We start from the raw sequence: 24,881 nt of genomic DNA on the forward strand, positions 1-24,881 counted from the left end.
TCCTGCGCGAGAGGCCTTAGCAGCCGGCGTGCCAGGCGCCGTGGCGGGCCCGCCGCTCAGGCGTCACGCGGGTGAACGGCGGACGACGCGTTCGCGACCCGAGCGGGCATGCCTCAAAGTGAGGCAGGTGGATCGTTACGATGCACCTGCAGCGAACGGCGCGGCGCGGGCCGAGGTCAGGCGCGGATTTTGAGGGTCTTGATCTTGCGCAGGAGGGTGGCGCGGCCGATGCCCATGGCCCGGGCGGCGCCGCTGCGGTTGCCGTCGTGGGCGGCCAGCACGGCCTCGATGTAGAGCTTCTCCATCTCGTTCCACGACAGCCGGGCGAGGTCCGCCCCGCCGCGACCGGCCTTGCGGCCCGCGGCCGGCAGCTCGCGCGGGTCGGCGGGCAACGGTAGATCGGCGACCTCGATGGCGTCGCCGACGCTGAGGACGACCGCGCCCTCGATGCAGTTCTCGAGCTCGCGGATGTTGCCGGGCCAGCTGTGCGCGTGCAGCCGCGCGAGCGCGGGCGGGGAGAAGCGCACGACGGGCTTGTTGTGGCGCTGGGCGAAGCCGGCCAGGAAGTGGTAGGCGAGCTGCTCGAGGTCCTCGGGGCCGCGCTCGCGCAGCGGCGGCATGGCCAGCGAGAGCACGCGCAGGCGGTAGTAGAGGTCCTCGCGGAAGCGCTGGCGGGCGACCATGTCCTCGAGGTTGCGGTTGGTGGCGGCGAGGATCCGGACGTCGACCTTGAGGGTCTTGCGCCCGCCGACCCGCTCGAACTCGCGGTCCTGCAGGACGCGCAGCAGCTTGCTCTGGAGCGTGAGCGGGACCTCGCCGAGCTCGTCGAGGAAGACGGTGCCGCCGTCGGCGGCCTCGAACTTGCCGACGCTGCGCTGGTCGGCCCCGGTGTACGCGCCGCGCTCGTGGCCGAAGAGCTCGTTTTCGATCAAGGTGGCCGGCAGCGAGGCGCAGTCGACGGCGACGAACGGCCGCCCGGCGCGCGGGCTGTTGTAGTGGATCGCCCGCGCGATCAGCCCCTTGCCGGTGCCGGTCTCGCCGGTGATGAGGACGGTCGCGTCGGTGCCGGCCGCCCGTGTCACGAGATCGTAGACGCGTCTCATCCGCGCGCCGCCGCCGACCACGCCGTTGAAGCGGTAGCGCAGCGGTCCGCCGGTGGGGGCCCGCAGCTGGCCGTAAAGACTGGTGCTCTCGACCAGCATGGCGACCTGGCTGGCGAGCGCGCGCAGCAAGGCCTCGTCGTCGTCGTCGAAGGCGGCGCCCTTCTTGTTGAGCAGCTGGAGGACGCCGAGGATCTCGCCGGCGCGATCGAGGACCGGGACGCACAGCATCGAGCGCGTGGCGTAGTTGGTGGCGCGATCGATGGCGCCGTAAAACCGCGGGTCGCCCTCGGTGTGCGAGAGGTTGATGGCCTCGCCGGTGCGCGCGACGTGGCCGGCGATGCCCTGGCCGACCTTGAGACGGATCTCGCGCAGCTCCGGCAAGTGCGCGGCCTTGCTGAACAGCTCGCCGCGGGCCCGGTCGACCAGGTAGAAGGTGCCGCGGTCGGCGTCCATGGCCTTCGTGACGGTGTCGATGACCTGCGCCAGCAAGGCGTCGAGGTCGACCTCGCGGCGCACCAGCTCGCCGAGCGCGAACAGCACGCTGTCGCGATCGACCCGCGTGCGCCGCGGCGTCGCCTCCCCGATGCTCGGCTTCGCCGCTCTCTTGCGCGCTGCTGGCTCCATTCGGCCAGTGTATCAGAATGAGACGGTGGCTCAAACCGAGGCGTGCGTTCCCGCGCTGCGGTGAAGACAGCGCTGGAGCCGCGCGCGGCGGCCACGGAGCAGCTCGGCGCGGATGCAGGCGTTGACGCCCGAGCGGGCCGTTCGCGATAAAATCGCCATGAAGAAGTTGGGACGCGCGAAGGTGCTGGGAAGGACTGCGCTCGTCGGCGCGCTGCTGATCGCAGGCTGCGGCGACGACGGGATGGGGAAAGAGACCGAGACCGCTCCGACCACGGAGCCGACCACCAGCACCGGGACCGCCACCGGGACCGACAGCGAGACGAGCACCGGGACCACTCCGGGACCGACAGCGAGGCGAGCACCGGTACGCCGACCACGACCGAGGGCGGCGAGAGCATGTGCAACCCGAAGATCCAGGACTGTCCCGAAGGCCAGAAGTGCGTGGCCTACGACTCGATGGGGACGAACTACTGGGACGCCAACAAGTGCGTCGACGAGCCGATGAACGCCGGCGCCGCCGGGGACCCGTGCAACATCAACATGGGCGAGTCGGTGTTCTCGGGGCTCGACAACTGCTCGAAGGGGACGATCTGCCTGAACTTCGACTTCGCCACCGGGCAGGGCGGGACCTGCACGGCGTACTGCGGCGAAGGCAACACGTGCGGGGAGGGCGAGCTCTGCCTCGAGTCGGCGAACGAGGGCGTGCTGCCGGTGTGCCTGCAGTCGTGCGACCCACTGCTGCAAGACTGCGAGGACATGCAGGGCTGCTACGGCGACCCGTCGTTCGGCGGCTTCATCTGCTTCACGCCGGACCCGGGGGCGAACGTCGGCGACGACAACTCGCCGTGCGAGTACACCAACGCGTGCCTGGCCGGCTTCAGCTGCCAGGCCGCCGAGACGGTCGAAGGCTGCATGGGCGCGATGGGCTGCTGCACGCCCTACTGCTCGGTGTCCGGCGGCGACGCCGACTGCGCCCCGTCGGAAGACTGCGTGCCGTTCTTCGCCGACCCACCGCCGGGTACCGCGGACGTCGGGGTGTGCGTGATCCCGGCGTGAGCGCGCGGTGAGGGCGGCGACGCGGCGTCCTCGAAGGTGCACCTCGCGGGGCTCCGCGTCGACGGACTGCCTCGCGAGCCTGCGCGCATTCGCGGGATGACTCGAGCGGCGCGGAGACCTCGTGGGGTCGAGGCCGAGCGCTCGCTTGCGGTGACGAGACGGCTCGAGTTTTTTGCGAGGTGGGCGAGCCGCTCTCGAGCTCGAGGCGAGAAGGTCGAGCGACCCACGCAAAGAGCCGCGACGAAGATCGTCGCGGCTCTCGGAGCGCGCGTCGTGACGCGGTGACGATCTCAGTTCGAGGTGCGCGCGGCCGGACGAGCGAAGATCCGGTCGAAGGCGTGCTGGACCTCCTCGGACATGTCGGTGAGGGCGCCGAAGCCGATGAGGTAGAAGGGACGGTCGCGGACGGTGACGCGCCAGACCTGCATCGGCTGGCCGTCGGTCAGCTCGTCGATCATCCCGGCGCGCAGGGTCGCGGGCTCCTCGACGAAGAGGGGAGCGACCGCGGCGACGCGGCTGCCGAGGTCCTCGTCACCCGTGCCGGAGAGGCGCAGGCCCTCGCGGGTGGCGAGCGTGAGGTGCTCCAGGCCGGTCCGCTGGGCAACGGCCCGAAGGTAGAGATCCCCGGCGGTCCAGGGGTTTTCGCTGCGATCTTGGCGTCGTTCGTGCGTCATCCGACAAAAACTCCGGTGTGGGTGATGTAGGATAACCGCCGACTTCGACGGGGACAAAATTCGGCGGATCGCCGGGGTGCTCAGCGAGCGCGGGACTTCAGCTCGGGCGGAGCCTCGCGGCCGAACACGTTCCGCCAGACTTCTTCGACCGACACGAGCTCCACCTCGCCGCGGTCCAGCTCCGCCAGCCGGTGCTTGAGCTCCTTTTGGAGAGTCACCCCATCCGCGTCCGTGAGGATCCGCGGAGGCCGTCGTGCAAAAGGAGGGGTCGTCATGCCGATTCCGTAGCATGACGAGCGAAAGAGAGCAGGGGAAAAGTTTGGGGTTCCACCCCGAGGCCGAACGGGAGATGCGAGAGGCCCGCGCCTTCGCCGCGCGACTCGGACCCATCCATGTCCGCCGACTCGAGGCCGAGTTCAAACGGTCGCTGATCGGGATGCTTTATTTCCCCAGCGCCTGGCCGCCGTATCTGTTCGGCACCCGGCGGTGTTTTCTCGCCGGGCTGCCGTACTTCTTCGTGTACCGCAAGCGGCGGCGGGTCGAGGTGGTGGCGCTTGCCATCACCGGCAACGGCCGGGGCTGTGGCGGCGGCGGCTGTCAGAAGATTTGCCAGTCGATCGCCGGGTAGCCGAGGTCCTCGAGGGCCGCGTTGATGGCCGAGAACGGCCGGCTGCCGAGGAACTTCGGGCCCTTGCCGAGGATCGGCGAGGGGTGGGGGGCGACCAGGATGCGGTGGCGGCGCTCGTCGATGAGGGCGGCCTTCTTCCTGGCGAAGTCACCCCACAGCGCGAACACCACCGGCTCGTTGCGGCTGCTCAGGGCGCGGATGACGGCGTCGGTGAACTTCTCCCAGCCCTTGTTCTTGTGCGAGCCGGGGGTGTGGGCGCGGACGGTGAGGACGGTGTTGAGCAGCAGGACCCCCTGCTCGGCCCACGACTGCAGGTTGCCGTGCGGGGGGATGCCGCACCCGAGGTCGGCCGCGAGCTCCTTGAAGATGTTGGCCAGCGAGGCGGGCGGCTTGACCCCGGGCAGCACCGAGAAGCACAGGCCGTGGGCCTGACCCTCGTCGTGGTACGGATCTTGGCCGAGGATCACGACCTTGACCTGCTCGAACGGGGTCAGCTCGAAGGCGCGAAACACGTCCTCTTCGGGTGGATAAACCGTATTGTTTTCGCGCTCATAGCCGACGAAGTCGACGAGGTCCTTGAAGTATGGCTTGGCCATCTCTTCAGCCAGCGCCGCGTGCCAGCTGCCGGGCAGGGTCCAGTTGCCGTAGCCGTACATGCTGCACCTCCTCAGGCGATCCGGCGGATGGTTTCGGACAGCAGGGCCACGCCGAAGCCGGTCCCGCGGTTCTTGGGGAAGCTCGGGCCGGCCAGGTCGATGTGGCACCACTGCGCTTTGGTATCGTCCATGTGCCAGTAGACGAACTGCGCCGCGCAGGCCGACTGGGCGTTCATGCGATTCTTTACAGAATTGACCATATCTGCGATATTACTCTCGAATTCTTGCTTGTAGAATTCGGGCGCGAACGGCAGCGGGTGGACGAGGTCGCCGCAGTGCTTGCCGGCGGCGATGATGGTCTGCTCGAGCGACTCGTCGTTGCTGACGATGGCGGCGTGCAGCAGGCCGGTCGAGATCAGCTGGGCGCCGGTCAGGGTGGCGGCGTCGAACACGATCTCGGCGCCGAGGGCCCGCGCGGCGTAGCTGACGCCGTCGGCGAGCAGGAGGCGGCCCTCGGCGTCGGTGTTGTTGATCTCGACCGTCTTGCCGGAGTGCAGGCGGAGGATGTCGTCGGGCTTGTAGGCGCCGGGGCCGACCGCGTTCTCGGCGATGCAGAGGAGCAGCGAGAGCTTGTGCTTGCAATGATTGGCGGCCAGCACGCAGAAGGCCCCGAGCACGGCGGCCGCGCCGCCGAGGTCGCCCTTCATGGTGTTCATGGCGCCGCTGATCTTGAGACTGAGGCCGCCGGTGTCGTAGGTGATGCCCTTGCCGACCAGGGCGATCGAGCGGCCGCCGCCGGCGGCCGGCGTGTACTGGGCGATGAGCATGCGCGGCGGCTTGACCGCGCAGCGGCCCACGGCGTGGATGCCGGCCAGGCCCTCCTGGAGCAGGGCGTCGCCGACGATCTCGCGCAGCTCGACGCGGGGAATCGCGGTCAACAGCTCACGCGCGCGAGCTGCGAACTCCTCGGGATTGAGCTCGGTCGGCGGCGTGTCGACGTGGAGCGCGGCGACCCGCGTCGCGTGCATCGTCGACTCGACTTCCGGCGGGATCGGGATCGGGTGCCCGGCGGGGTCGAGCGCGAGGATCTGGACCTCGGCGCCGCCGGACGCGCCGCTCTTGCTCGAATAGAGCGGGAGAGCGCGGCCCACGGCGTTGATGGTGGCGAGCAGGTGCGCGGGATCCGGCAGGATGACGACGATTCCGGCCTTGCTGCCGCCGAGGTCCGCGGCCGCCACGACGCGGCGCACGCTCTCGGCGCGGCTCGGCGAATTGTAGCGAGAACCGTGGTCGGGGAGCACGCCGAGGAGCAGGCGTCGCGGCTCCGGCAGCCCGGTGAGCGTGCCCGAGACGGCTCCGAGCTCGCCGGGCTTGGTGTCACGCGCGAGTTCGGCGAGCAGCGCCTGCGCCGGCGCCGGCAAGAACACCGGCAACTCACCGGTGAGGACGTTTGCCGCCGCGACGACGAGGACGGCGCGGCTGCCGTGGAGCAGAGCGGGAATGGTCGGGGCGAAGCTCAGGGTCGTGGGCACGGCCGGGAGCATGCCACAAGCCGTCGACCGCGTCGTCCTGCGCCTCTACGCGCGCGCCATTGCGGCGACTGCCGCCGGGTTTTGCCGAAGACGCGCAACACCGGGGGAAGGTGTGTTAACGTCACAGGGTCCCCCGAGAAGCCATGAGCAAACCGGAAGACCAAGCACAAGCAGACCCCCTGCTGGGGACGACTTTCGCTCGGCGCTACTTGATCGAGCGCCGGCTCGGCCGCGGTGGGATGGGCGTCGTGTACCAGGCGACGCAGATCGACTTGAATCGCCCGGTGGTCCTCAAGGTGCTGGCGCCCGATTGGGTCGGCGACTCGGAGGCCCTGGCCCGCTTCGAACGCGAGGCCCGCGGGCTGTCCAGCCTGCAGCACCCGAACATCGTGACCATCCACGACTTCGGCAAGGTCGACGGCCGGGCGTTCATCGTCATGGAGTACGTGCAGGGCGAGACGCTCGACCGCTTCGTCCGCCGCCGCAACCACCTCACGCTGGCCGACTTCGTGCCGATCGCGGCGCAGGTGCTCAAAGGCCTCGGCGAGGCCCATTCGCGCGGGATCATCCACCGCGACATCAAGCCCGCCAACATCATGCTGTGCGAGCGGCAGGGGCGGGCCAACTACGTCAAGATCCTCGATTTCGGGCTCGCCAAGCTGGTCTCCGGCTCGTCCGACATCACCAAGCAGAACGTCCTCGGCACGCCCACCTGCCTGTCTCCCGAGCAGATCCTGGGCGAGAAGATCGACCAGCGCGTCGATGTTTACGCGGTCGGCATCCTGTTCTACTTCATGCTGACCGGGGTGATGCCGTTCCAGGCCGACAACGACGCGTCGGTCCTGTACAAGCACGTCCACGAGAAGCCGCAGCCGATCCAGGAGCTGCTGCCGGCCGACAGCGGGGCGCCGGAGGGGGTGCTGGAGCTCATCAGCCGGTGCCTCGAGAAGAGCCGCGAGCGGCGCCCACGCGACGCCAACGAGGTCGTCGAGGGGCTCATCGATCAGGTGCCGTTCTCGATGTTCCGCCTGCCGCGAGCGCAGCCGCGGACCGAGCCGCTCGAGCCGGAGGAGCCGCAGAGCAGCACCGAGCACAGCAAGCCGATCCCGTCGCCGGAGAACATCGTGGTCGGCACCTTCGGCCGGCCGCGGTCGGCACCGGCGGTTGCCGCCGCGCCGCTTGCGCAGGGCATGCCGGGCGCGCCCGGCGGGTCGCAGACGATGCCGCCGTCGGTGATGCCCATCACGGCTCAGTTCCCGCAGGCGACGCTCGACCAGCTCAAGGCGCAGGGCATCCCGCTGGAGGGGGGAGCCTGGTGCAGAGCCAGGACGGGCGCACGCTCCTGGTGGTCGGCCCGCAGGCCCAGGAGGCCGCGGCCCGGCAGCGCACGCTGAACCTGGTCTACGGCGGGGTCGCGGCGCTCACGGTGATCGCGCTGCTGTTCTACGCGCTGAGCGGGAGCGGTCCGGCCGAGGCGGAGACCGAGCGGCCCGAGGTGGCGACCCGCGAGGAGGGCGGGCGCGAGCAGCTCGAGGGCAACCTCGACAAGATCGCGCAGCTCATCGACGAGGGCAAGCTGCCGCAGGCGGAGCGCAAGCTCGAGAGCGCCGAGGAGGAGTTCGCCCGCGACCCGAAGCTGTCCGACCGCGCCGACGAGCTGCGGTCCCGCCTCGAGGTCATGAAGGCGCTGGCCAGCGCGCGCAAGCACGAGCGCGACGGCGACCGCATCAGCGCGGTCAAGGGCTACCGCGACGTGCTGGCGCTCGACGCCGGCAACGAGGAGGCCAAGCAGCGCATCAAGGGGCTTTACCCCAACCTCAACCCGGACATGGGGTTTGCGATCATCACGATCCGCTCGGCCCCGGTGACCGCGGAGGTCACGCTGGACGGCGGACCGCTCGGTTCGACCCCGATCGACGTGCCGCTGCACGCCGGCAAATACAACATCTCGCTGACCGCGCCCGGCTACGGGTCGATGCAGACCGCGCTGAGCGTCAGCGCCGCCAAGGACCAGCCCTACGACTATCTGCTGACCCGGACGGGGGCGCCGGCGAACCCGCAGCCGCCGGTCGAGCAGCCGAAGACGCCGACGGGCGGGGGCACCAAGCGGCCGCCCGGCGGCGGGACCAAAAACCGCCCGACGGGCAGGTCAAGCCGAAGCCCAACCCCGCGCCGGAAGACGATTTGTTGCCGGTCGGTCCGAGCAAAAAGCGTTAGTCTCTAGCTCTCGGTTCGTGCGGGTCGCGCGTGACGACCCCGCCCTGAAGGCCCCCCCATGAAGAAGCCGATCGTCACTCTCGTGGCCGCTGCGTTTCTCGCCTCGAGCATGCCCGCCCGCTCGGCGGCGGCCGCGGTGTACGTTCCGATCGCCGTGCGCGCGGCGCTGGCCCAGCCGCCGCCCACCGACGCGAACGGCGAGACCTTCGAGACCCTGGCCGAGCAGGCGCGCGCCAAGTACCGCGAGAAGGACTACGCGGGCGCGGTGGCGCTGTTCGAGCGGGCCTACGCGCTGCAGCCCGACCCGGCGATCTTGTTCAACATCGGCCGCATTCAAGAGCAGGCCAACAACGTCGACGCGGCGATCGCCTACTACCAGAAGTTCATCGCCGACGAGTCGGTCGACATCGGCCTGCGCGACACGGCGCTGCAGCGGCTCGCCACGCTCGAGAAGATCGTCGAGATCCGCGAGAAGGAAGAGGCCAAGTCGAAGCCGAAGCAGCCCGAGCCGAACAAGCAGCCGGAGGCGGGCCAGCAGGTCGGGCCGCAGCCGGGGCCGCAGCCGCCGCCCGGCGACGACAAGTCGGGGCAGAACAAGGCCAAGATCATGCGGCCGATCGGCTACACCATGTTCGGCGTCGGCGCGGCGCTGCTGGTCAGCGGCGGCATCGCGGGCGGGCTGGCCAAGGGCCAGGAGAACAAGTTCGAGGCCGCGGAGACGCTCGACGACCAGCGCGAGGCCGGTCAGAAGGGCAAGTCGCTGGCGGCCACCGCCGACGGCCTGTTCATCGCCGGCGGCGTGCTCGCGGTGGTCGGCATGGTGCTCTTGCTGGTGCCGAAGGCCCGCAAGTCGAAGGCCGTGCAGGCGATGCAGCCCAAGGTCTCGCCGAGCCAGCTCGGCCTCGGTTACGTCTACCGCTTCTGAGCCGCGAACGCTGGAGCTTTGCGACCATGTCGTCAGTCTTCTCGCATCTGCTTGTCCGGTTCTCTGTGTGCGGCGCTCTCGGGGTGACTCTCGGGGTGATCTTGGGCGCGTGCTCGGCGACCCTCGACTTCACCGAGTGCTACGAAGACGCCGACTGCGCGGCGTTCTTCGACGACAACAAGCCGATGTACTGCGCGGCCAACGTCTGCAAGATCCGCGAGAAGGGCTGTGACGCCAACTCGCAGTGCGCGGGCCTCGGCGAGTCGTACATCTGCGCGACCTCGAGTGCCCCGCGCGAGTGCGCCTCGACCGAGTCCGACGAGTGCGGCGCGCCCATCTACCCCGGGGGCGAGATCAGCGACGACGTCGCGTTCATCGGCGTGATGCTGCCGAAGACCGGCGCCGACGCCGACCTCGGGCTCGAGATGGAGAAGGGCGTGCTCGCGGCGGTCGAGGAGTTCAACGCCAGCGGCGAGCTGCCGAACGGCGACAAGATCGCGCTGGTGGTGTGCGACACCAAGAGCGAGGTCGCGTCGGCGACGTCGGCCGCGCGCCACCTCGGCGACACGCTGACGATCCCGGTGCTCATCGGTCCGGCCGACGACGTCGAGTTCACGGCGGTGGTCGACCAGGTGACGTTCGCCCAGGGCGTCAACGCGTTCACGATGGGGCCGATGATCACGGCCGACATGAGCGAGCTCGACACCTCGACCGGCAGCGGCCTGGTGTTCCAGGCGATGGCCGGCGCGAAGTTCCAGGGCCCGGCGCTGGGCGAGCGCATCGGGGCCGACTTCACCGGCGACCCGACGGCCAACGCGATCCTCCTGCTGTCGGAGGACGCGTACGGGCTCAGCCTTTACAACGCGGTGGCGACCGAGGAGACGGGCGGGCCGAGCCAGATCCCGCAGGTCCCGGGCAGTCAGTTCATCGCCTCGTACCGCGGGCTCGACGACGCCACCAAGGGCGCCAAGGCCAAGCTCGACACGGCGCTCAAGACCTTCGCGGAGCCGCCGATGCTGATCCTGCTCGGGCGGTCCGAGGTCGCCGAGATCATCAAGCACTACAAGACCACCGGCGCCCCGCTGCCGCAGAAGATCTACGTGCCCAAGCGGGCGATGCCGGCGGTCTCGGCGCTCGAGGACCCCGATCTCGCGGGCATCGTCGTCGCCGTCACGCCCGACCTCGAGACGCCGCAGCTCGCCAAGCTGCGCACGCGCCTCGGCGAGGCGAACCTCGCGCCCGAGGGCGCGCTCGCCTACGACGCGACGATGGCGTCGCTGTTCGGCATGGCGGCCGTGAAGTCGGGCGACATCGTGGTCGGCCTGCGCGTCGCCGACGCGTTCAAGAAGCTGTCCGACAAGGCCGGCACGCCGATCGACTTCGGCGTCGGCCCGAAGATGTTCGTGCCCGCCGCGCTCACCGCCTTCCAGTCGAGCAAGACCATCGACCTCGTCGGCATCACCGGCCCGCTCGACTTCGACGCCAGCGGCGAGGTGTGCAGCCCGATCGCCGCCTACACGCTCGACGACAAGGGCGGGTGGACGAAGACCGCCGTGTACACGCCCGCCTGCCCGAGCGCGACCGGCACCTGGGCGCCCGTCCCCTGAGCCGCGCCCGTGCGTGAGAGGCGTGACCGCCAGGACATGTCCTGGCGGTCATGCTGCTTTCGGGGCGCGCGCCGAGCTCGAACGGCGGCCCTGAAGCGCCGCGGTCGACGGTCGCTCCGCGCACGCGAGCGCGGTCGTGGATGCGCACCCGCCGGCGAGGCGAGCGCGACCCGAGCGCCCACACGGCAGCGCGGGATGGTGAAGAGCCGGACACTCGAGCTCGCTCGTGGACGTCCCGCGGCGCGTCTCTCAATCAACAGGGCCGTTCGGACATGTCCGAACGGCCCTGCGTGAGCGGGCATGTCCATCGGGACATGCCGTAAAGGTCAGACGAACAGCGCGGGGTCGAGGGCGCTCTCGTCGTTCGACTGGATGCTCTTGCCGAGGGCGATCGCCTGCGGGAGGATCGCGGCGACGAAGAACTCGAGGTTGCGCTGCTTGCCGACGAGCAGCGGCTCGTCGCCGCGGGTCTGGCGGAGGCGGGCGGCGACTATCGCCTGCTCGACGCACTCGATGGCGAGCAGGACCAGGCCGAACATGCGCGTGAAGGGGACGGCCTGGATCATCGCCGCCTCGACCTTGCGCGCCTTGCCGAGGCCCGCGAGGTGCATCGCGCTGGCGGCGAGCAGCTGCACCGCCTTGCCGATCGCCTCGGCGGGGCCGCCGAGCCCGGCCTCCGCGGCGGCGGCGAGCCGGCTCTGGGCCTCCTGCATCCACTCGATGAACAGCGCGCCGCCGCCGACCCGCAGCTTGCGGCCGACCAGGTCCATGGCCTGGATGCCGTTGGTGCCCTCGTAGATCGAGCAGATCTTGACGTCGCGGACGAGCTGCTCGACGGGGTACTCGCCGATGTAGCCGTAGCCGCCGTAGACCTGGACCGCGCCGACGGCGACCTCGAAGCCGAGGTCGGTGCAGGTGGCCTTGAGGATCGGCGTGAGCAGGTCGACGCGGCCGCGCAGGCGCTCGCGCTCGGCCGGGTCCTCGGTGGCGTGCTCGCGGTCGACGACCAGCGCCGTGCGCAGCAGCAGCGACCGCATGGCCTCGGCGTAGACCTTCTGCGTCATCAGCATGCGGCGGACGTCGGGGTGCTGGACGATCGCCACGCTGGGCGCGTCCTGGCTGCGGGCCTCGCGGATCGACTGGCCCTGGATCCGCTCCTGCGCGTAGCCGCGGGCGTAGTTGAAGGCCGCGGCCGCCATCGCGTGGCCCTGCACGGCGACGCCGATCCGCGCCTCGTTCATCATCAGGAACATCAGCTCGATGCCCTGGTTCTCCTGGCCGATGAGGACGCCGCGACACGGGAGGTCGCCGCCGAGGCCGAGGACGCAGGTCGAGGAGCCGTGGATGCCCATCTTCTCCTCGATGCGCAGCACCTTGGCGCCGTTGCGGGCCCCGAGCGCGCCGCCGGCGTCGAACTCGTACTTCGGGACCATGAACAGCGACAGGCCCTTGGTGCCCTTGCCGGCGTTCGGGGTGCGGGCGAGCACCAGGTGGACGATGTTGGCGGTCAGGTCCTGGTCGCCGCCGCTGATGAAGATCTTCTCGCCCTCGAGCAGATAGACGCCGGGCTCATCCGTGGGGGTGGCGCGGCAGCGGTTGTCGCCGACCGAGCTGCCGGCGCCGGCCTCGGTGAGGCACATGGTGCCGCCCCACTCGCCGGTGAACATCTTGCGGGCGATCATCTCCCGCGTGGCCTCCGGGCCGTGGCCGAGGATCACGCGCGCGGCGCCGACGGTCAGGCCGGCGTACATCATGAACGCCATGCAGGCGCCACACAGCATCTCGCTCAGGCTGACGTGGATCGTGAAGGGCAGGCCGCTGCCGCCGAGCTCGCTGGGCGCCGAGGGCGCGAGCCAGCCGCCCTCGCGCAGGAGCTCCCAGGCCTCGCGATAGCCCTTCGGGGTCGTGACGTTGCCCTGGCCGTCGAAGCGGCAGCCCGCGAGATCGCCGGGCGCATTGATCGGGGCCAGGACCTCCCGCGCCAGGCGCTCGCCCTCCGCGAGCGTGGCCTCGTAGACCTCGCGGTCGAGCTCGGCGAAGCGCGGGATCGCGGCGAGCTGCTCGTGCGCGGCGAGCTGGTCGAAGAGGACGAAGTGGAGATCGCGGAGGTCGACGGAGAAGCTGGTGGTGCTCACGATTCCTCGCTTTGGGCCGCGGCGCGCAGGCGCCGTCGCACTGTGGTACTTCCTCGAACCGAGGGCGTCCAGGCCACAGGCACGGGCTCGCGCCGAAGTCCGGGGATCGCGCCCCCAGCGGGCGCCGGCGTCGCTTCTGCCGGTTCGTGAGGATGCAATCGTCGGCCACGCGCCCCCGCGAGCGACGAGGCGGCCACACTTGGCCGGCGTGGCGCAGGTGCTCCTGTTCAACAAGCCCTACGGGGTGCTGACGCAATTCACCGACCGGGAGGGCCGGCCGACGCTGGCGAACTTCATCGACGTCCCCGGCGTGTACGCCGCCGGACGCCTCGACTTCGACAGCGAGGGCCTGGTGGTGCTGACCGACGATGGGGCCCTGCAGCACCAACTCAGCGATCCGCGCCACAAGCTGGCCAAGACGTATTGGGTGCAAGTCGAGGGGACGGCCCAGGAAGCGGCGCTGGAGCGCCTGCGGGCCGGTTTGGTCCTCCGTGACGGCCCGACCGCACCCGCCGAGGTGAGGCTCGTCGACCCACCGCCGCTGTGGGAGCGAACGCCGCCGATTCGCACGCGCCTGTCGATCCCGACCTGCTGGTTGGAGCTCGTCCTGCGCGAGGGCCGAAACCGCCAGGTGCGGCGCATGACGGCCGCGGTCGGGTTGCCGACGCTGCGTCTGGTCCGCTGGGCGATCGGACCCTGGACCCTCGAGGGCATCGCGCCCGGACAATGGCGGGCGCTGACGGCCGACGAAGCGCGGCCCCGGGGTCAGCGCCAGCTTTTCCGCCCGCGGCGGCCGTGCTAGCGTCCAACGAGCGCGATGGCGACGAACGAAGGGAGCCGCGACTCCGGCCAGGCTGGCGAGGATCGATCGGTGCCGCGGTTGACCGCGGTCATCGTGGATCCTCCGGACTCGCTCCCGCCGACGCCCGTGGTCTCGCACGAGCTGGGCGCCGACGACGACCTCGCAGAGGAGTATGAGGCAGCGCTCGAGAACCAGGTCTCGGCGGCCCACTTCTCGATCGAGCTCGGACGCCCGTCCGGCGAGGTCGAGCTCGACGGGCAGCCGACGAGCGTGGACGGCGAGCCCCAGGCCGAAGACGAGGACACCGTCGAGCGCACCGCCGCCAAGAGCCTCAAGGCCAAGGCGACGGCGGCCAAGCGCGACGCGCTGTTCGGCCAGGTGCTGGCCGACCGCTACCGGATCCTCGACCTCATCGGCAAGGGCGGGATGGGCAAGGTCTACCTCGCCGAGCACGTGGCGCTCGGCAAGAAGGTGGCCGTCAAGGTCCTGAACCCGGCCTACACCAACCGCCCCGACCAGGTGAAGCGGTTCCTCCGCGAGGCCCGGGCGGCGTCGACGATCGGCCACGAGAACGTCATCGACATCACCGACTTCGGCGCGATGCCCAACGGCCAGGTGTTCTTCGCCATGGAGCACCTGCAGGGCGAGGACCTCGGCAAGATCCTCAAGAAGGGGCCGATGTCGTGGGCGCGGGCCCGCCGGGTGCTGCTGCAGATCTGCCGCGCGCTGCAGGCCGCCCACGCGCACGGGATCATCCACCGGGACATGAAGCCGGAGAACGTCTTCCTGATCCAGCGCAACGGGATCCGCGACTTCGTCAAGGTGCTCGACTTCGGGATCGCCAAGTTCCTCGAGGAGAACCGCGACGGCGGCACGAACCCGCTGACGCAGGTGGGCGCGCTGATCGGCACGCCCGAGTACATGGCGCCGGAGCAGATCCACGGCGACCCGGCCGACCAGCGCATGGACATCTATGCGGTCGGCTGCATCCTCTATCAGCTGCTCACCGGCAACCTCCCGTTCACCGACAAGACGATGTACGGGGTGCTGTCGCAGCAGGTGAACGCCAAGCCGGTGCCGCCGCGGCAGCTGGCGCCCGAGGCCGACATCCCGGTCGAGGTCGAGGCGGTCATCCTGAAGGCGATGGAGAAGGACAAGACGCAGCGTTACCAGACGATGGGCGAGCTGATCGAAGCCATCGTCGCGACGCCGCGCGGGGCCGCCGGGGACGTCGGGCGGACCACCACGACCAACCTCGAGGCGGCGGCCCAGGCGGCGCGCCTGGCCGTCGGGGTCAGCATGCCGGCGGGCGTGGCCGTGCCCAACCCGGTCACGCCGGACGACTCGTTGCTGACGCAAGGACTCAGCAGCGCGTCGGGGCTGCGGCCGACGTCGCTGTCGCTGCCGTGGCGCGGCGGGACGATGGACGCGCAGATGTTGTCGCGCCTGGTGATCGGCCTCGGCGCGGCGGTGCTGGTGCTGGTGGTCGGCCTGGTGTGCGCGCTCAGCCGCAGCGACGATCCGAAGCCGCAGCCGGTCGACAAGCCCAGCGAGGTCGCGGCGGTCACGGCCGGCTCGCCCGAGGCGCCGAAGCCGGTCGAGACGCCGGAGACGAAGATCGAGGCGCCGCCGGAGACGAAGGTCGAGCCGACGCCGGAGCCGAAGAAGGCCGACGACGAGCCGATCGTGGTCGACGACGAGGCGAAGAAGGACGCGGGCAAGAAGGCCACCGAGCCCAAGAAGACGACCACGGTCAAGAAGAGCGAGCCGTCCGCGCCGAAGGGCGAAGAGGTGTCGGCCAACTGGCCCGAGGTGCTGGGGCCGATGGAGCGCTCGCAGGCGCTGAAGAGCTACCGCGCCGAGTTCGAGACCTGCCGGACGATCAGCACGCCGAAGGGCAAGACCTACAAGCTGCGGCTCAAGGTCGACGGCCCGAAGGGGCGCGTGACCGAGGCGACGTCCGACGACACGAGCGCGGAGGCGAAGTGCCTGGCGCGGGCCTTCAAGACCAAGGTCCGGTTCGTCAACACCCGCAAGACGCCGCAAGAGTTCACGATCGTCGTGCCGCTCTGATGCGCGTCGCGTTCAGCACGCTCGGCTGTCGCCTCAACCAGTTCGAGTCCGACGCCCTCGAGCAGATGGCCCGCGCGGCCGGCCACACCGTGGTCGACGCCGAGGCCGCGCCCGAGGTCGTGATCGTCAACACCTGCACGATCACCCACGAGGCCGACGCCGACGCGCGCCAGCACGTGCGCCGGGCCGCGCGCGCCGGGGCGAAGGTGGTGGTCACCGGCTGCTGGGCGACGGCCGCCCCCGCCGAGGCGGCGGCGCTGCCCGGGGTGACGCTGGTGGTCGGCAACCGCGAGAAGGAGCGGCTGTTCGAGGTGCTCGGAGAGACATGTTCGGAAGGACATGTCCCGGAGATCCACGTGGCCCCGGTCGACCTGCTGCGGCGCGTCCGCGCGGCCCGCTTGCGCCCGGCCGCCGACCCGCGGCGCAGCCGGGCGTACCTGAAGATCCAGGACGGCTGCGACTACCGCTGCAGCTTCTGCATCGTGCCGCAGGTGCGCGGGCGCAGCGTGAGCGTGGCGCCCGCGGAGGCGCGGGCGCAGCTGGACGAGCTGGTCGCCGCGGGGGTGCCCGAGGTGGTGCTCACCGGGGTCCACCTCGGGATCTACGGCCGCGACCTGCGGCCGCGCAGCTCGTTGTCGTCGCTCGTCGCGGAGCTGCTGCCGCAGCTCGGGTCGGCGCGGCTGCGCCTCGGCTCGGTCGATCCGCACGAGGTCGACGATGACCTGGTGACGCTGTTGGCGAGCGACCCGCGGCTGTGTCCGTACCTCCACTTGCCGGTGCAGAGCGGCGACGACGACACGCTGCGGCGCATGCGGCGGGCGCACACCGCCGCCGACCTGCAGGCGCTGGTGCCTCGCCTGGCCGCGGCGGTGCCGGGGATCGGCGTGGGCACCGACGTGATCGTCGGCTTCCCGGGCGAGTCGGAGGAGGCGTTCGCGGCCACGCACGCGCTGCTGGCCGCGCTGCCGCTGGCGTACCTGCACGTGTTCGCCTACTCGCCGCGCGCGGGCACCGACGCCGCCTGTCTCTCGGGTCAGGTCGACGCGGCGGTCAAGCAGCGGCGCGGGATGGCGTTGCGGGCGCTGTCGGCGGCGAAGCAGGAGGCGTTCGCGGCGGCGCAGATCGGGCGAACCCTGCCGGTGGTGATGCACCGGTCGCGACACCGGCGTACAGGGCTGCTGGTGGGTCGGGCCGGCAACGGCTTGACGGTGCTGGCGGCCGGCGACGACGCGCTGCTGGGCCGGGCGACCCAGATCGAGGTCGAGCGCGCCGAGGGGCCGCTCGCGCTCGGTCGACTGCTCGCGTGAGTGCGGCGCGATGCGTGACTTCGCTGCGGAGGAGCCTCGGGCGAGTACCGACGCTCACGCGCCGGTTCGGTTCGAACTTCCGGACAGGTGATGCGCCACGAGCCGCGTTTGCCCGCCGATCCCTGTTCCGGACAGGCAGGGCGCGGGACAGGTGATGCGCCACGAGCCGCGTTTTGTCCGCCGATCCCTGTTCCGGGACAGGCAAGGCGCGGCCGTTCACGAGCGTTCGAGTCGGTCTGAACTTCGGGACAGGTGATGCGCCTCGCCGGTCAGCCCCAGAACCAGGCTTCGGCCTCGCACCAGAGCTCGCGCGGCGGGCGGTAGTCGTAGTGGACCGGCACGTGGATGGCGTCGACGCGGCGGGCCAGCTCGCGCAGCGCGACCGCGTCGGGGATGGCGGCGAGCTCTGCGACCGTCGGTTCGGTCGGGATGTCGCAGTCTTCGGGGGCGACGATCGCTTTGCCGGTGAAGGGGTTCGTGGCCACGACCTCGCCCTCGCGCACGTGCCGGGTCTTCGGGAACAGCATCCGCGGGCCGAAGTTGATCCACATGGCGATCAGGTCGCGGTCGTCGATCTGTTCGGCCGCTCGCGTCACCTGCAGCGCGACGTTGCCGAGCGGCAGCGGCCGCGGCGGCTCGGCGTCGGCGCCTCGCAGCACCCCGGCGGCGACGAGGTCGTGCCACAGCGGCGTGCCGGCGTCGCAGTACAGGGCGCCCGCGAGGAGGTAACCGTTCTCGTGACCGACGGAGGGCCGGTCTTCGGGCGGCTCGCGGCCGAGGACCTCCGAGTCGACGAAGCGCCACTCCTTCGGCGGCGCGCCCTTGAAGGCGCGGTTGTTGGCGGCGAACTGCGGGTGCGCGGTGATCGGCAGGCGGTAGGTGAAGCGCCGCGCGATCAGGATGTCGAGCACGCGCCCGTGGGTGAAGCCGCAGTCGAAGCCGGCCTGGAAGGCGTGGAGCGCGAAGAACAGGTCGCGATGGTCGTCGCCGCGGTGGTGCTCGTGAAGGACGCGCACCGAGTCGGCGACGGTGTCTTCGATCTCGTGCTGGGACATGCGAGATCAGCCGGACGGACGTCGGCGCCGAGCTGGCCGCGAGGACATGTCCTGGCGGCCAGTCGGCTCAGAGCTTCAGCTTCATGCCGTCGCGGGCGGCGACGGTGCCGGGGTAGGCTTCCTGGGCGGCCGCCTCGATCTTGCGCAGCATCTCGTCGTCGTGGGCCGGGTCGTGGCTGTAGAGGACGAGCTTGCCGACGCGGGCGGCGCGGGCCAGCTTGACGGCCTCGGCGAAGGTGCTGTGGCCCCAGCCCTGCTTGCCGGCGCTGTACTCCTCGGAGGTGTACTGGGCGTCGTAGATCAGGACGTCTGCCCCTTCGGCCAGGTCCCGCAGGGTCTCGTTGATGTGGTCGGGCGCGTGCTCGGTGTCGGTGGCGAACACGACCGACTTGCCGCGCTCGTCGACGCGGAACGCGGTGCTCTCCTGCGGGTGCGGCAGCGGGATGTGCCGCAGCGTCGCCTCGGCGATCGTCGTGACCTCCTGCGGCAGCAGGTGATGGAAGAGCTTGGTGGAGCCCATCACGTCGAGGCCGACCGGGAAGAACGGCGTCGACATCTGCCGGTCGAGGACGGCGCGCGCGTCCTTCGTGCAGTAGATGTGGAGGCGGAAGTCCGGCATGAAGGCCGGCGGGAAGAACGGGAAGCCCTGGATGTGATCCCAGTGAGCGTGGGTCAGAAACAGGTGGATGACCCGCGAGTGCGCGGCTCGAGTCTGCACGAGGCGGATGCCGAGCTCACGGATGCCCGAGCCCGAGTCGAGGATGACGGTGTCCGTCGTGCTCTCGAGCGAAATCTGAAGGCAGGGCGTGTTGCCGCCGAACTCTGCGTACCGCGGCCCGGAAACTGGAATGCTGCCCCGGGTGCCCCAGAAAGTCACTTCCATGGGGCGCTATCCTTCGCTGGCTGCATGTTTCGCCGATGATAGGGCAGAACAAATTCGGCTGGCAAGCACGGGCCCATGGCACCTCGGAGGTCGGACGGAGATGATATCGCAGTCCGGCCGCCGAGGGGCACGCGCACCAGGCGGTCGCAACCCGGTTCGTGGGGCGCTGGACGGCCGGCGGGGAGTCGGGAATCGCCGGGGTTTTTCGCCGCCAATCGCCCCGAAGCAGCGGCGGAGCGGCATCAGACCCGTCGCGGAGCCGACCCTGGCGGGGGCGACCCGGGCCCACATGGCGCAGGGCGCGTGAGGCGGCGCCGCCGAATTCGCGCGTGGCTACCGGTTCATGGCGAGGCGCACGGGTTTATTTGCGGGGCCGATCCCGGCGAGTCAGCCGATGATCATGTCCTCGCGGCGGGCGACGCCCCCGGCGGCGAAGCGACCCGGGGACCAGCGCGCCAGCATCGGGTGGGCCTCGCCGAGGGCGAGCCAGCGCGCGAGCAGCCGACCCACCGCGGGCGCCATCATGAAGCCGTGCCCGGTGAAGCCGCACACCTGGATGAAGTCGGGGTGGCCGGGGCTCGGGCCGACGATCGCGTCGCCGTCGGGCGAGACGTCGTAAGGACCGACCCACTGCCGCAGGACCTTCATCGCCGCGGTGATCGGCATCAGGCGCGTGAGCGTGGCGCTGAGGTGGGTGAGGAAGCGGAGGCTGGAGTGGAGGGTGAGGCTCTCGTCGCTGCCGTCGGGTGCGTCGGGCAGGCTGATGCCGGTGACGAGCTCGCCGCGGGTGCTCTGGGAGAAGTAGAGGCCGCTCGAGAGGTCGACGACCAGCGGATCGAGGAAGGGCTTGAGCGGCTCGCTCGAGAGGATCTCGTGGCGGTGCGGGCGGTTGGGCAGGTCGATGCCGAGCTGGCGGTTGAGCGCGCCCGACCACGCGCCGGTGGCGTTGACGACCCGGCGCGCGCGCACGACCTCGCCGGTGTGCAGGTGCAGCGCGAAGCCCTGGGCCAGCGGCTCGACGCGGACGACGCTGGTGTGCGTGCGCAGGACGACGCCGCGCTCGACGGCCTTGGCGGCGTAGCCCCACACGAAGGCCCACGGGAACACGACGCCGTCTTCGGGGTTGAAGGTGGCGAGCCGGACCTCGGCGACGTCGAGCTGGGGGACGATCGCCTGCGCCTCGGCGGCGGTGAGCAGGCGGGTCGGCGCCCCGACCTCGCCGTGCAGCTGGACGTTGCGCTCGAGCCGACGCTCGCCGGCCTCGGTGCGGGCGAGGAACAGGTAGCCGCCCTGGCGGAACCACAAGTTGATGCCGAGCTGCTGCGCGAGGTCCTTGCACAGCTCGATGCTGTCCATCATCAGGCGGACGTTGCCGGCGTCGCCCCACTGCATGCGCACGCCGCCGCCGTTGCGGCCGGAGGCGCCGCTGACGAGGTAGCTGCGCTCGATGACGGCGATCGACAGCGGCGGCTTGCCCTTGCCGCCCGACAGCAGAGCCAGGTGGTAGGCGAGCCCCAGGCCCATGATGCCGCCGCCGATCACCGCGACGTCGACGTCGGCCGGCAGCGGGGTGTCGGCGCGGCCCATCGCTACGGTCATGGCGACGGCTCCTCCGGGTGCTCGGTCGCGCCGGCCGCGAGGGCGGCGAAGGTGACGGGCTCGACCGGCGGGCGGGCGGTGAACGGGCGCAGGGCGGCGGGCGCGATCAGGTTGCGGGCGACGAGCAGCCGCCCCAGCGCCGACAGGCACTCCTTGCCCTGGCACGGCCCGGTGCCGAGGCCGGTGTAGCGCTTGATCTCCTCGACGTCGATCAGACCGGCGGCGATGGCCCGCTCGATCTCCGTCAGAGTGACGTCCTCGCAGCGACAGACGAAGGTGCGCGCGGTCATGGCAGGCCTCGCGGGGGCAGGAGAGAGGGCGACGGCGACCGCAGGGACAGGTCAGGCGCGGGCATGGCTGTCCTTCGGGTCAGGTGACTCGGCGAGCGCGCGCACCAGGGCGGCGGCGCAGCGGTCGACGGTGCCGCGGATCTCGGCGGGCGTGGTGGCGCCGGCCAGCTCGCCGACGGCCCACAGCGTCCACGGCGGAGGCGGAGCGGTCTGGGCGCCTTCGGCCTCGAGCGGGTGCGCGGCCGGGCCGGCGGCGATCCGGCCGTCGGCGTCGACGACGGGGGCGAAGCCGGCCCCGGTGAAGTGGATCGGGGCGCCGGCCTGGGCGGCCAGCTCGAAGGCGGGGGCGGGGTCGGGGGCGAGGGCGACGAGGTCGCAGCGGAGGATCTTGCCGTCCTCGAGCTGGACGCCCTTGACCCGGCGCGCGCCGATCAGCTTGCGCACGCGCGCCGGCGGGACCCGCTCGGCGGCGAGGGTGCTAGCGAGCAGCTCGGCGCGGGCGCCCTCGCCGATGACGACGACGCGCGCGCTCGACTTGCGACCTGTCTGTTCGAGCATGTCCGCGAGGCCACGTGCGGACACGACCCCGGGGAGGTCGTTGTTGGCCAGCGGGATGGTCGGCTCGTGGGCGCCGACGGCCAGGACGACGTGGCGCGGGCGCAGGCGGTGGAGCACCGGCGGCTGCTCGGAGGCGGCGGCCCACAGCCGCTCCTGCGGGTAGCAGGCGAACACGCCGACGCCGGCGAGGAGCCGCGCCGGGAGGTCGCTGCCGCCGAGGGCGGTGGCGGCGCGGCGCTCGACGACCAGCGGCGGGTGGCCGGCGGCGGTCAGGGCGGCCGCGAGCGCGCGGCCGGAGCGACCTGCCCCGATGACCAGGACCTCGGGGGCATGGTCGACGACGGCGGCGACGTCTTCGGGCGGCGCGTCGGGCAGCTCGCCGAAGCCGGCCAGCTCGCGGGCGACGCCCTGCATCATCTGGTTGGCGATCCGCGGGTAGACGACGAGGTGGTGGTGATCGATGCCGCGGCGGAACACCTGGTCGACGAGGGCGGTCGGGTCGAGGCCGCCGTAGGTGTTCTGCGGCTCGACGCACATGTCCTCGCGGACAGGCGTGAGGCAGGCCCGCTGGTTGGGCCGGCCGTCGACGCGCACGAGGCAGGTGCCGCAGCCGCCGTGCAGGCAGGCGGGGCCGCGCAGCCGGCGGTACTTGGCGCTGCGGCTGGTGGCGAGCTCGCCGGCGGCGATCAACGCGGAGGCGACGGTGTCGCCGGGGCAGGCGGCGACCGGGGCGCCGTCCCAGCGGAAGGAGATCGTCGGAGGCCCGGGCGGTGCGAGCAGGGGTGCCTTGGGCACGCGCCTGCGATAGCACGCCGCGCCGCGCGGGGACATGGGCGCCCGCGGGCGCGCCGCTTGCCCTCGGTCACGAGCCCTGGCGGGGCGCGAGATTCCCGACGCGGCCGAACTTCATCACCGAGTGGTGCGTGGTCGAAGTCGGGGCGGGAGGCGGCCAGCGATCGGGTGCGGCGCGGCTCGAGCGACGCGGGGGCGAAATCACTTCACGGCGGGCTGAACCGTCGCGGATGGCCTGGCGGCGAGGAGCACGGGGGCGGGCTGAACGGTCGCGGCGACGCGGGCCCGGCGGCTCGCGGACGGCGAGGAACCTCGTGCGACCGCGCGAGGCTCTCGTCGCGCTCGTCAGGCGCGCGGCGGTCGGGCGCCGAAGATGGCGGTGCCGACGCGGACCATGGTCGCGCCCTCTTCGATCGCAACCTCGAAGTCGGCGCTCATGCCCATGGAGAGGTGGACCAGGTCGACGCCGGGGCGCGCGATCGCGGCTTCACGGCGCAGCAGCTCGCGCAGGCGGGCGAAGTACGGGCGAGTCTGCTCCGGCTCGCCTTCGGGGGGAATCGCCATGAGGCCGACGCAGCGCAACTGGGGACGGGCGGCGATCTGGTCGAGCAGCGCGGGCAGTTCGGTGGTGGCGACGCCGGCCTTCTGGGCCTCGTCGCCGACGTTGACCTCGACGAGCAGCTCGAGCGGGGTAGTGGCGCCTCGACCCGCGCGCAGGCGCTCGACCTCGCGGGCGAGCTCGTCGACGAGCCCCGGGCGATCGACGGTGTGGACGAGGGCGCCGACGGCGACGACCTTGCGCACCTTGTTGGTCTGCAGCGGGCCGATGAAGTGCCAGCGCGGCGGGGTGACCTCCGCCGCGACGAGCTCGGCCTTGGCCACCAGCTCCTGGGCGTAGTTCTCGCCGAGGTCGCCGAGGCCGGCCCGGCAGGCGGCGATCACGGCCTCGGCGGGCTGCTTCTTGCTGACGCCGATGAGGGTGGGCACGGGACCGGGGCCGCGGCGGGCGACGGCGGCGGCGATCCGGGCGCGGACGGCGGCGAGGTTGGCGGCGATGTCGTCTGGCGTCAAGGACATGTCTTAAAGGGCCTGCGCGAAGAGACAGGCAGAGTCGGCGGGGTCACTGCGGCAGGCAGGCGCTCGGGGCGGCGGCGCCGGCGAAGGTCGGGCCCATGTCGCGGTAGGTGTGGGCGCGCCAGAAGTCGCGCGGGTCCTCGGCGAGCTGGAGGGTGCGGTCGTCGCCGCTGCCGCTGACGAGGATCGCGGTCTCGAGTCCGTCGTGGCGCAGCGGGAACGACAGGGCCAGGCGATCGCCGCGCTGGCGGTAGGTCAGGGTCTCGGTGGTCCACTCGTCGTAGTCGCCGCGGTGGTGCCAGCCGACGCCGCGGCCGTCGATCGCCTGGGGCTGGAATTGGTAGATCGAGAAGCCCATGCCGCCGGTGGCGTAACGGACCTCCTCGCCCCACAGGCGCCCGCCGATCCGCTCGGCGGCGGCGAGGGGCGCGGGGGTACCTGGCTCTCGGGGCAGGTCGGTGGCGAGGGGCTCGGGCGCACCTGGCTCTCGGGGCAGGTCGGCGGCGGCGGCGAGGGCACCCGTCACCCGCGACGAGTCGCCGGCGAGGGACCCGGGGGTGGAGGCTCCTGGCTTTTGGGGCAGGTCGCCGGCGGGGTCGAAGCAGGGCGCGCCGGTGGCGGCCGCCGGGGCCTTGAAGTAGCGGGCGCCGCCGGGCTCGCGCGGGTCGTCGTCGAGGACCAGCCAGGTGCGACCGCCCTGCTCCTCGAGGCGATAGGGGACGCGGCGCCGCTCGCCGGTCTTGCGGAAGGTGAGCTCGAGGTGGCCGCCTTCGGCGCGGTAGTCGAAGCTGTGGGTGTTGGTGAGGCCGACCTTGCCGTAGCGGTAGAGGCCGAAGCCGCCCTCGTGGAAGAAGTAGAAGCGCATGCGGTCGCCCTCGGCGAGGGCGTCCCAGCGGTGCCAGACGCCCAGCAGGTCGGGGTCGACGGCGTCGGCGTCGCAGGTGTCCTCGGGGACAGGCTCGCCGGCGTCGGGCGCCCAGGCGGCGATGAACGGGGCCGACAGCGCGAGGACCGCGAGGAGGTAGACGCTCGAGAGGCAGAAGGGGCGCCGCATGGCGAGATGGTAGCACGCACCGCCGCCGGGCCCGCCGGGCCGGGGCCGGGCTCGCCGTCGCGGCCGGGGGGGCGTCGGACCGGGCGCCGGGCGTCGGGCGCGAGGGCTGCGCGAGCGAGGTGAAGCGCACGAACTCTCGGGCTCGCAAGGGAGGCCGCGGCGACCTCGGGGCCGTCGCGCGGGCGTTCGCGTCGGTGTCCGAAGGGGGCCTCGAGACGCGCACGTCTGCGACCGGGCAGAGCCTCGTCGCACCCGCGCGAGGGGGCGGCGGCGAGGTTGCACGCGCGGTCGCTTTCC

The 24,881-nt window shown here is 71.5% G+C and carries 23 protein-coding genes; 9 read left to right on the forward strand and 14 right to left on the reverse strand.

The window, feature by feature from the left end; genetic code table 11:
* Window positions 1-176 precede the first annotated feature (176 nt).
* Both OV079_RS06430 and OV079_RS06435 read right to left on the reverse strand, forming a co-directional pair.
* Window positions 177-1,727, reverse strand: a complete 1,551-nt coding sequence (locus OV079_RS06430; protein WP_267766856.1) for a sigma-54-dependent Fis family transcriptional regulator — start codon at window positions 1,725-1,727, stop codon at window positions 177-179.
* A gap of 30 nt (window positions 1,728-1,757) precedes the next feature.
* Complete coding sequence (locus OV079_RS06435) at window positions 1,758-2,054, reverse strand: hypothetical protein (RefSeq protein ID WP_267766857.1); 297 nt, start codon at window positions 2,052-2,054, stop codon at window positions 1,758-1,760.
* A gap of 69 nt (window positions 2,055-2,123) precedes the next feature.
* On the opposite strand from OV079_RS06435, the gene OV079_RS06440 reads away from it, so the two are divergent.
* Window positions 2,124-2,783, forward strand: coding sequence for a ribulose phosphate epimerase (locus OV079_RS06440; RefSeq protein ID WP_267766858.1), 660 nt, complete (start codon window positions 2,124-2,126; stop codon window positions 2,781-2,783).
* Between the two features lie 290 nt (window positions 2,784-3,073).
* Here the strand turns inward: OV079_RS06440 and OV079_RS06445 are convergent, their stop codons facing one another.
* Window positions 3,074-3,457 carry a hypothetical protein gene (locus tag OV079_RS06445; RefSeq protein WP_267766859.1) on the reverse strand — a complete coding sequence of 128 codons (384 nt, stop codon included), beginning with the start codon at window positions 3,455-3,457 and terminating at the stop codon, window positions 3,074-3,076.
* Window positions 3,458-3,537: 80 nt separating this feature from the next.
* The gene (locus OV079_RS06450; protein ID WP_267766860.1) at window positions 3,538-3,732 is read right to left on the reverse strand and encodes a hypothetical protein; all 195 of its coding nucleotides are present in this window, start codon (window positions 3,730-3,732) and stop codon (window positions 3,538-3,540) included.
* 44 nt (window positions 3,733-3,776) lie between these two features.
* On the opposite strand from OV079_RS06450, the gene OV079_RS06455 reads away from it, so the two are divergent.
* Window positions 3,777-4,085: a hypothetical protein gene (locus OV079_RS06455; protein WP_267766861.1), complete on the forward strand. Its 309-nt coding sequence runs from the start codon at window positions 3,777-3,779 to the stop codon at window positions 4,083-4,085.
* Here OV079_RS06455 and ung read toward each other — a convergent pair.
* Window positions 4,055-4,741 carry a uracil-DNA glycosylase gene (gene ung / locus OV079_RS06460; protein WP_267766863.1) on the reverse strand — a complete coding sequence of 229 codons (687 nt, stop codon included), beginning with the start codon at window positions 4,739-4,741 and terminating at the stop codon, window positions 4,055-4,057. The genes OV079_RS06455 and ung overlap by 31 nt on opposite strands.
* Before the next feature lie 11 nt (window positions 4,742-4,752).
* Window positions 4,753-6,213 (reverse strand): leucyl aminopeptidase family protein, encoded by a 1,461-nt coding sequence (locus tag OV079_RS06465; RefSeq protein ID WP_267766864.1) that lies wholly within the window; start codon window positions 6,211-6,213, stop codon window positions 4,753-4,755.
* A gap of 143 nt (window positions 6,214-6,356) precedes the next feature.
* Here OV079_RS06465 and OV079_RS06470 point away from each other — a divergent pair, with 143 nt between their 5' ends.
* The 4 genes from OV079_RS06470 to OV079_RS06485 all read left to right on the forward strand — a co-directional run bounded on the left by OV079_RS06470 (window position 6,357) and on the right by OV079_RS06485 (window position 10,962).
* The gene (locus OV079_RS06470; protein ID WP_267766865.1) at window positions 6,357-7,607 is read left to right on the forward strand and encodes a serine/threonine-protein kinase; all 1,251 of its coding nucleotides are present in this window, start codon (window positions 6,357-6,359) and stop codon (window positions 7,605-7,607) included.
* Window positions 7,529-8,437, forward strand: coding sequence for a PEGA domain-containing protein (locus OV079_RS55615; RefSeq protein ID WP_267766866.1), 909 nt, complete (start codon window positions 7,529-7,531; stop codon window positions 8,435-8,437). The genes OV079_RS06470 and OV079_RS55615 overlap by 79 nt, the downstream gene beginning before the upstream one ends.
* Window positions 8,438-8,488: 51 nt before the next feature.
* On the forward strand, window positions 8,489-9,355 hold the full coding sequence (locus OV079_RS06480; protein WP_267766867.1) for a tetratricopeptide repeat protein: 867 nt from the start codon (window positions 8,489-8,491) through the stop codon (window positions 9,353-9,355).
* Between the two features lie 65 nt (window positions 9,356-9,420).
* Window positions 9,421-10,962 carry an ABC transporter substrate-binding protein gene (locus OV079_RS06485; RefSeq protein ID WP_267766868.1) on the forward strand — a complete coding sequence of 514 codons (1,542 nt, stop codon included), beginning with the start codon at window positions 9,421-9,423 and terminating at the stop codon, window positions 10,960-10,962.
* A gap of 326 nt (window positions 10,963-11,288) precedes the next feature.
* Here OV079_RS06485 and OV079_RS06490 read toward each other — a convergent pair whose 3' ends face one another.
* Window positions 11,289-13,097: an acyl-CoA dehydrogenase gene (locus OV079_RS06490; protein ID WP_267766869.1), complete on the reverse strand. Its 1,809-nt coding sequence runs from the start codon at window positions 13,095-13,097 to the stop codon at window positions 11,289-11,291.
* A gap of 40 nt (window positions 13,098-13,137) precedes the next feature.
* Here OV079_RS06490 and OV079_RS06495 point away from each other — a divergent pair, with 40 nt between their 5' ends.
* The 3 genes from OV079_RS06495 to mtaB all read left to right on the forward strand — a co-directional run bounded on the left by OV079_RS06495 (window position 13,138) and on the right by mtaB (window position 17,279).
* Entirely contained in the window at window positions 13,138-13,899 is a 762-nt protein-coding gene (locus OV079_RS06495; RefSeq protein WP_420829506.1) for a pseudouridine synthase, read from the forward strand.
* Window positions 13,900-13,968: 69 nt separating this feature from the next.
* On the forward strand, window positions 13,969-15,972 hold the full coding sequence (locus tag OV079_RS06500; protein WP_267766871.1) for a serine/threonine protein kinase: 2,004 nt from the start codon (window positions 13,969-13,971) through the stop codon (window positions 15,970-15,972).
* Complete coding sequence (gene mtaB, locus OV079_RS06505; protein ID WP_267766872.1) at window positions 15,972-17,279, forward strand: tRNA (N(6)-L-threonylcarbamoyladenosine(37)-C(2))-methylthiotransferase MtaB; 1,308 nt, start codon at window positions 15,972-15,974, stop codon at window positions 17,277-17,279. The genes OV079_RS06500 and mtaB overlap by 1 nt, the downstream gene beginning before the upstream one ends.
* A gap of 269 nt (window positions 17,280-17,548) precedes the next feature.
* On the opposite strand, the gene OV079_RS06510 is transcribed toward mtaB, so the two are convergent.
* The 7 genes from OV079_RS06510 to OV079_RS06540 all read right to left on the reverse strand — a co-directional run bounded on the left by OV079_RS06510 (window position 17,549) and on the right by OV079_RS06540 (window position 24,584).
* Window positions 17,549-18,334 carry a hypothetical protein gene (locus tag OV079_RS06510; RefSeq protein WP_267766873.1) on the reverse strand — a complete coding sequence of 262 codons (786 nt, stop codon included), beginning with the start codon at window positions 18,332-18,334 and terminating at the stop codon, window positions 17,549-17,551.
* Between the two features lie 67 nt (window positions 18,335-18,401).
* Window positions 18,402-19,217, reverse strand: coding sequence for an MBL fold metallo-hydrolase (locus OV079_RS06515; protein ID WP_267701919.1), 816 nt, complete (start codon window positions 19,215-19,217; stop codon window positions 18,402-18,404).
* A 387-nt stretch (window positions 19,218-19,604) separates the two neighbouring features.
* On the reverse strand, window positions 19,605-20,816 hold the full coding sequence (locus OV079_RS06520; RefSeq protein WP_267766874.1) for an NAD(P)/FAD-dependent oxidoreductase: 1,212 nt from the start codon (window positions 20,814-20,816) through the stop codon (window positions 19,605-19,607).
* A complete protein-coding gene (locus OV079_RS06525; protein WP_267766875.1) occupies window positions 20,813-21,106 on the reverse strand; it encodes a (2Fe-2S)-binding protein in 294 nt (97 codons plus the stop codon). The genes OV079_RS06520 and OV079_RS06525 overlap by 4 nt, the downstream gene beginning before the upstream one ends.
* 51 nt (window positions 21,107-21,157) lie before the next feature.
* Window positions 21,158-22,459, reverse strand: a complete 1,302-nt coding sequence (locus OV079_RS06530; RefSeq protein WP_267766876.1) for a 2Fe-2S iron-sulfur cluster-binding protein — start codon at window positions 22,457-22,459, stop codon at window positions 21,158-21,160.
* A gap of 342 nt (window positions 22,460-22,801) precedes the next feature.
* Window positions 22,802-23,533 carry a YggS family pyridoxal phosphate-dependent enzyme gene (locus tag OV079_RS06535; protein ID WP_267766877.1) on the reverse strand — a complete coding sequence of 244 codons (732 nt, stop codon included), beginning with the start codon at window positions 23,531-23,533 and terminating at the stop codon, window positions 22,802-22,804.
* Window positions 23,534-23,576: 43 nt separating this feature from the next.
* Entirely contained in the window at window positions 23,577-24,584 is a 1,008-nt protein-coding gene (locus tag OV079_RS06540) for a hypothetical protein (protein ID WP_267766878.1), read from the reverse strand.
* Window positions 24,585-24,881 lie beyond the last annotated feature (297 nt).

It is taken from the genome of Nannocystis pusilla, assembly GCF_026626665.1.
Classification (GTDB): domain Bacteria; phylum Myxococcota_A; class Polyangia; order Nannocystales; family Nannocystaceae; genus Nannocystis; species Nannocystis pusilla.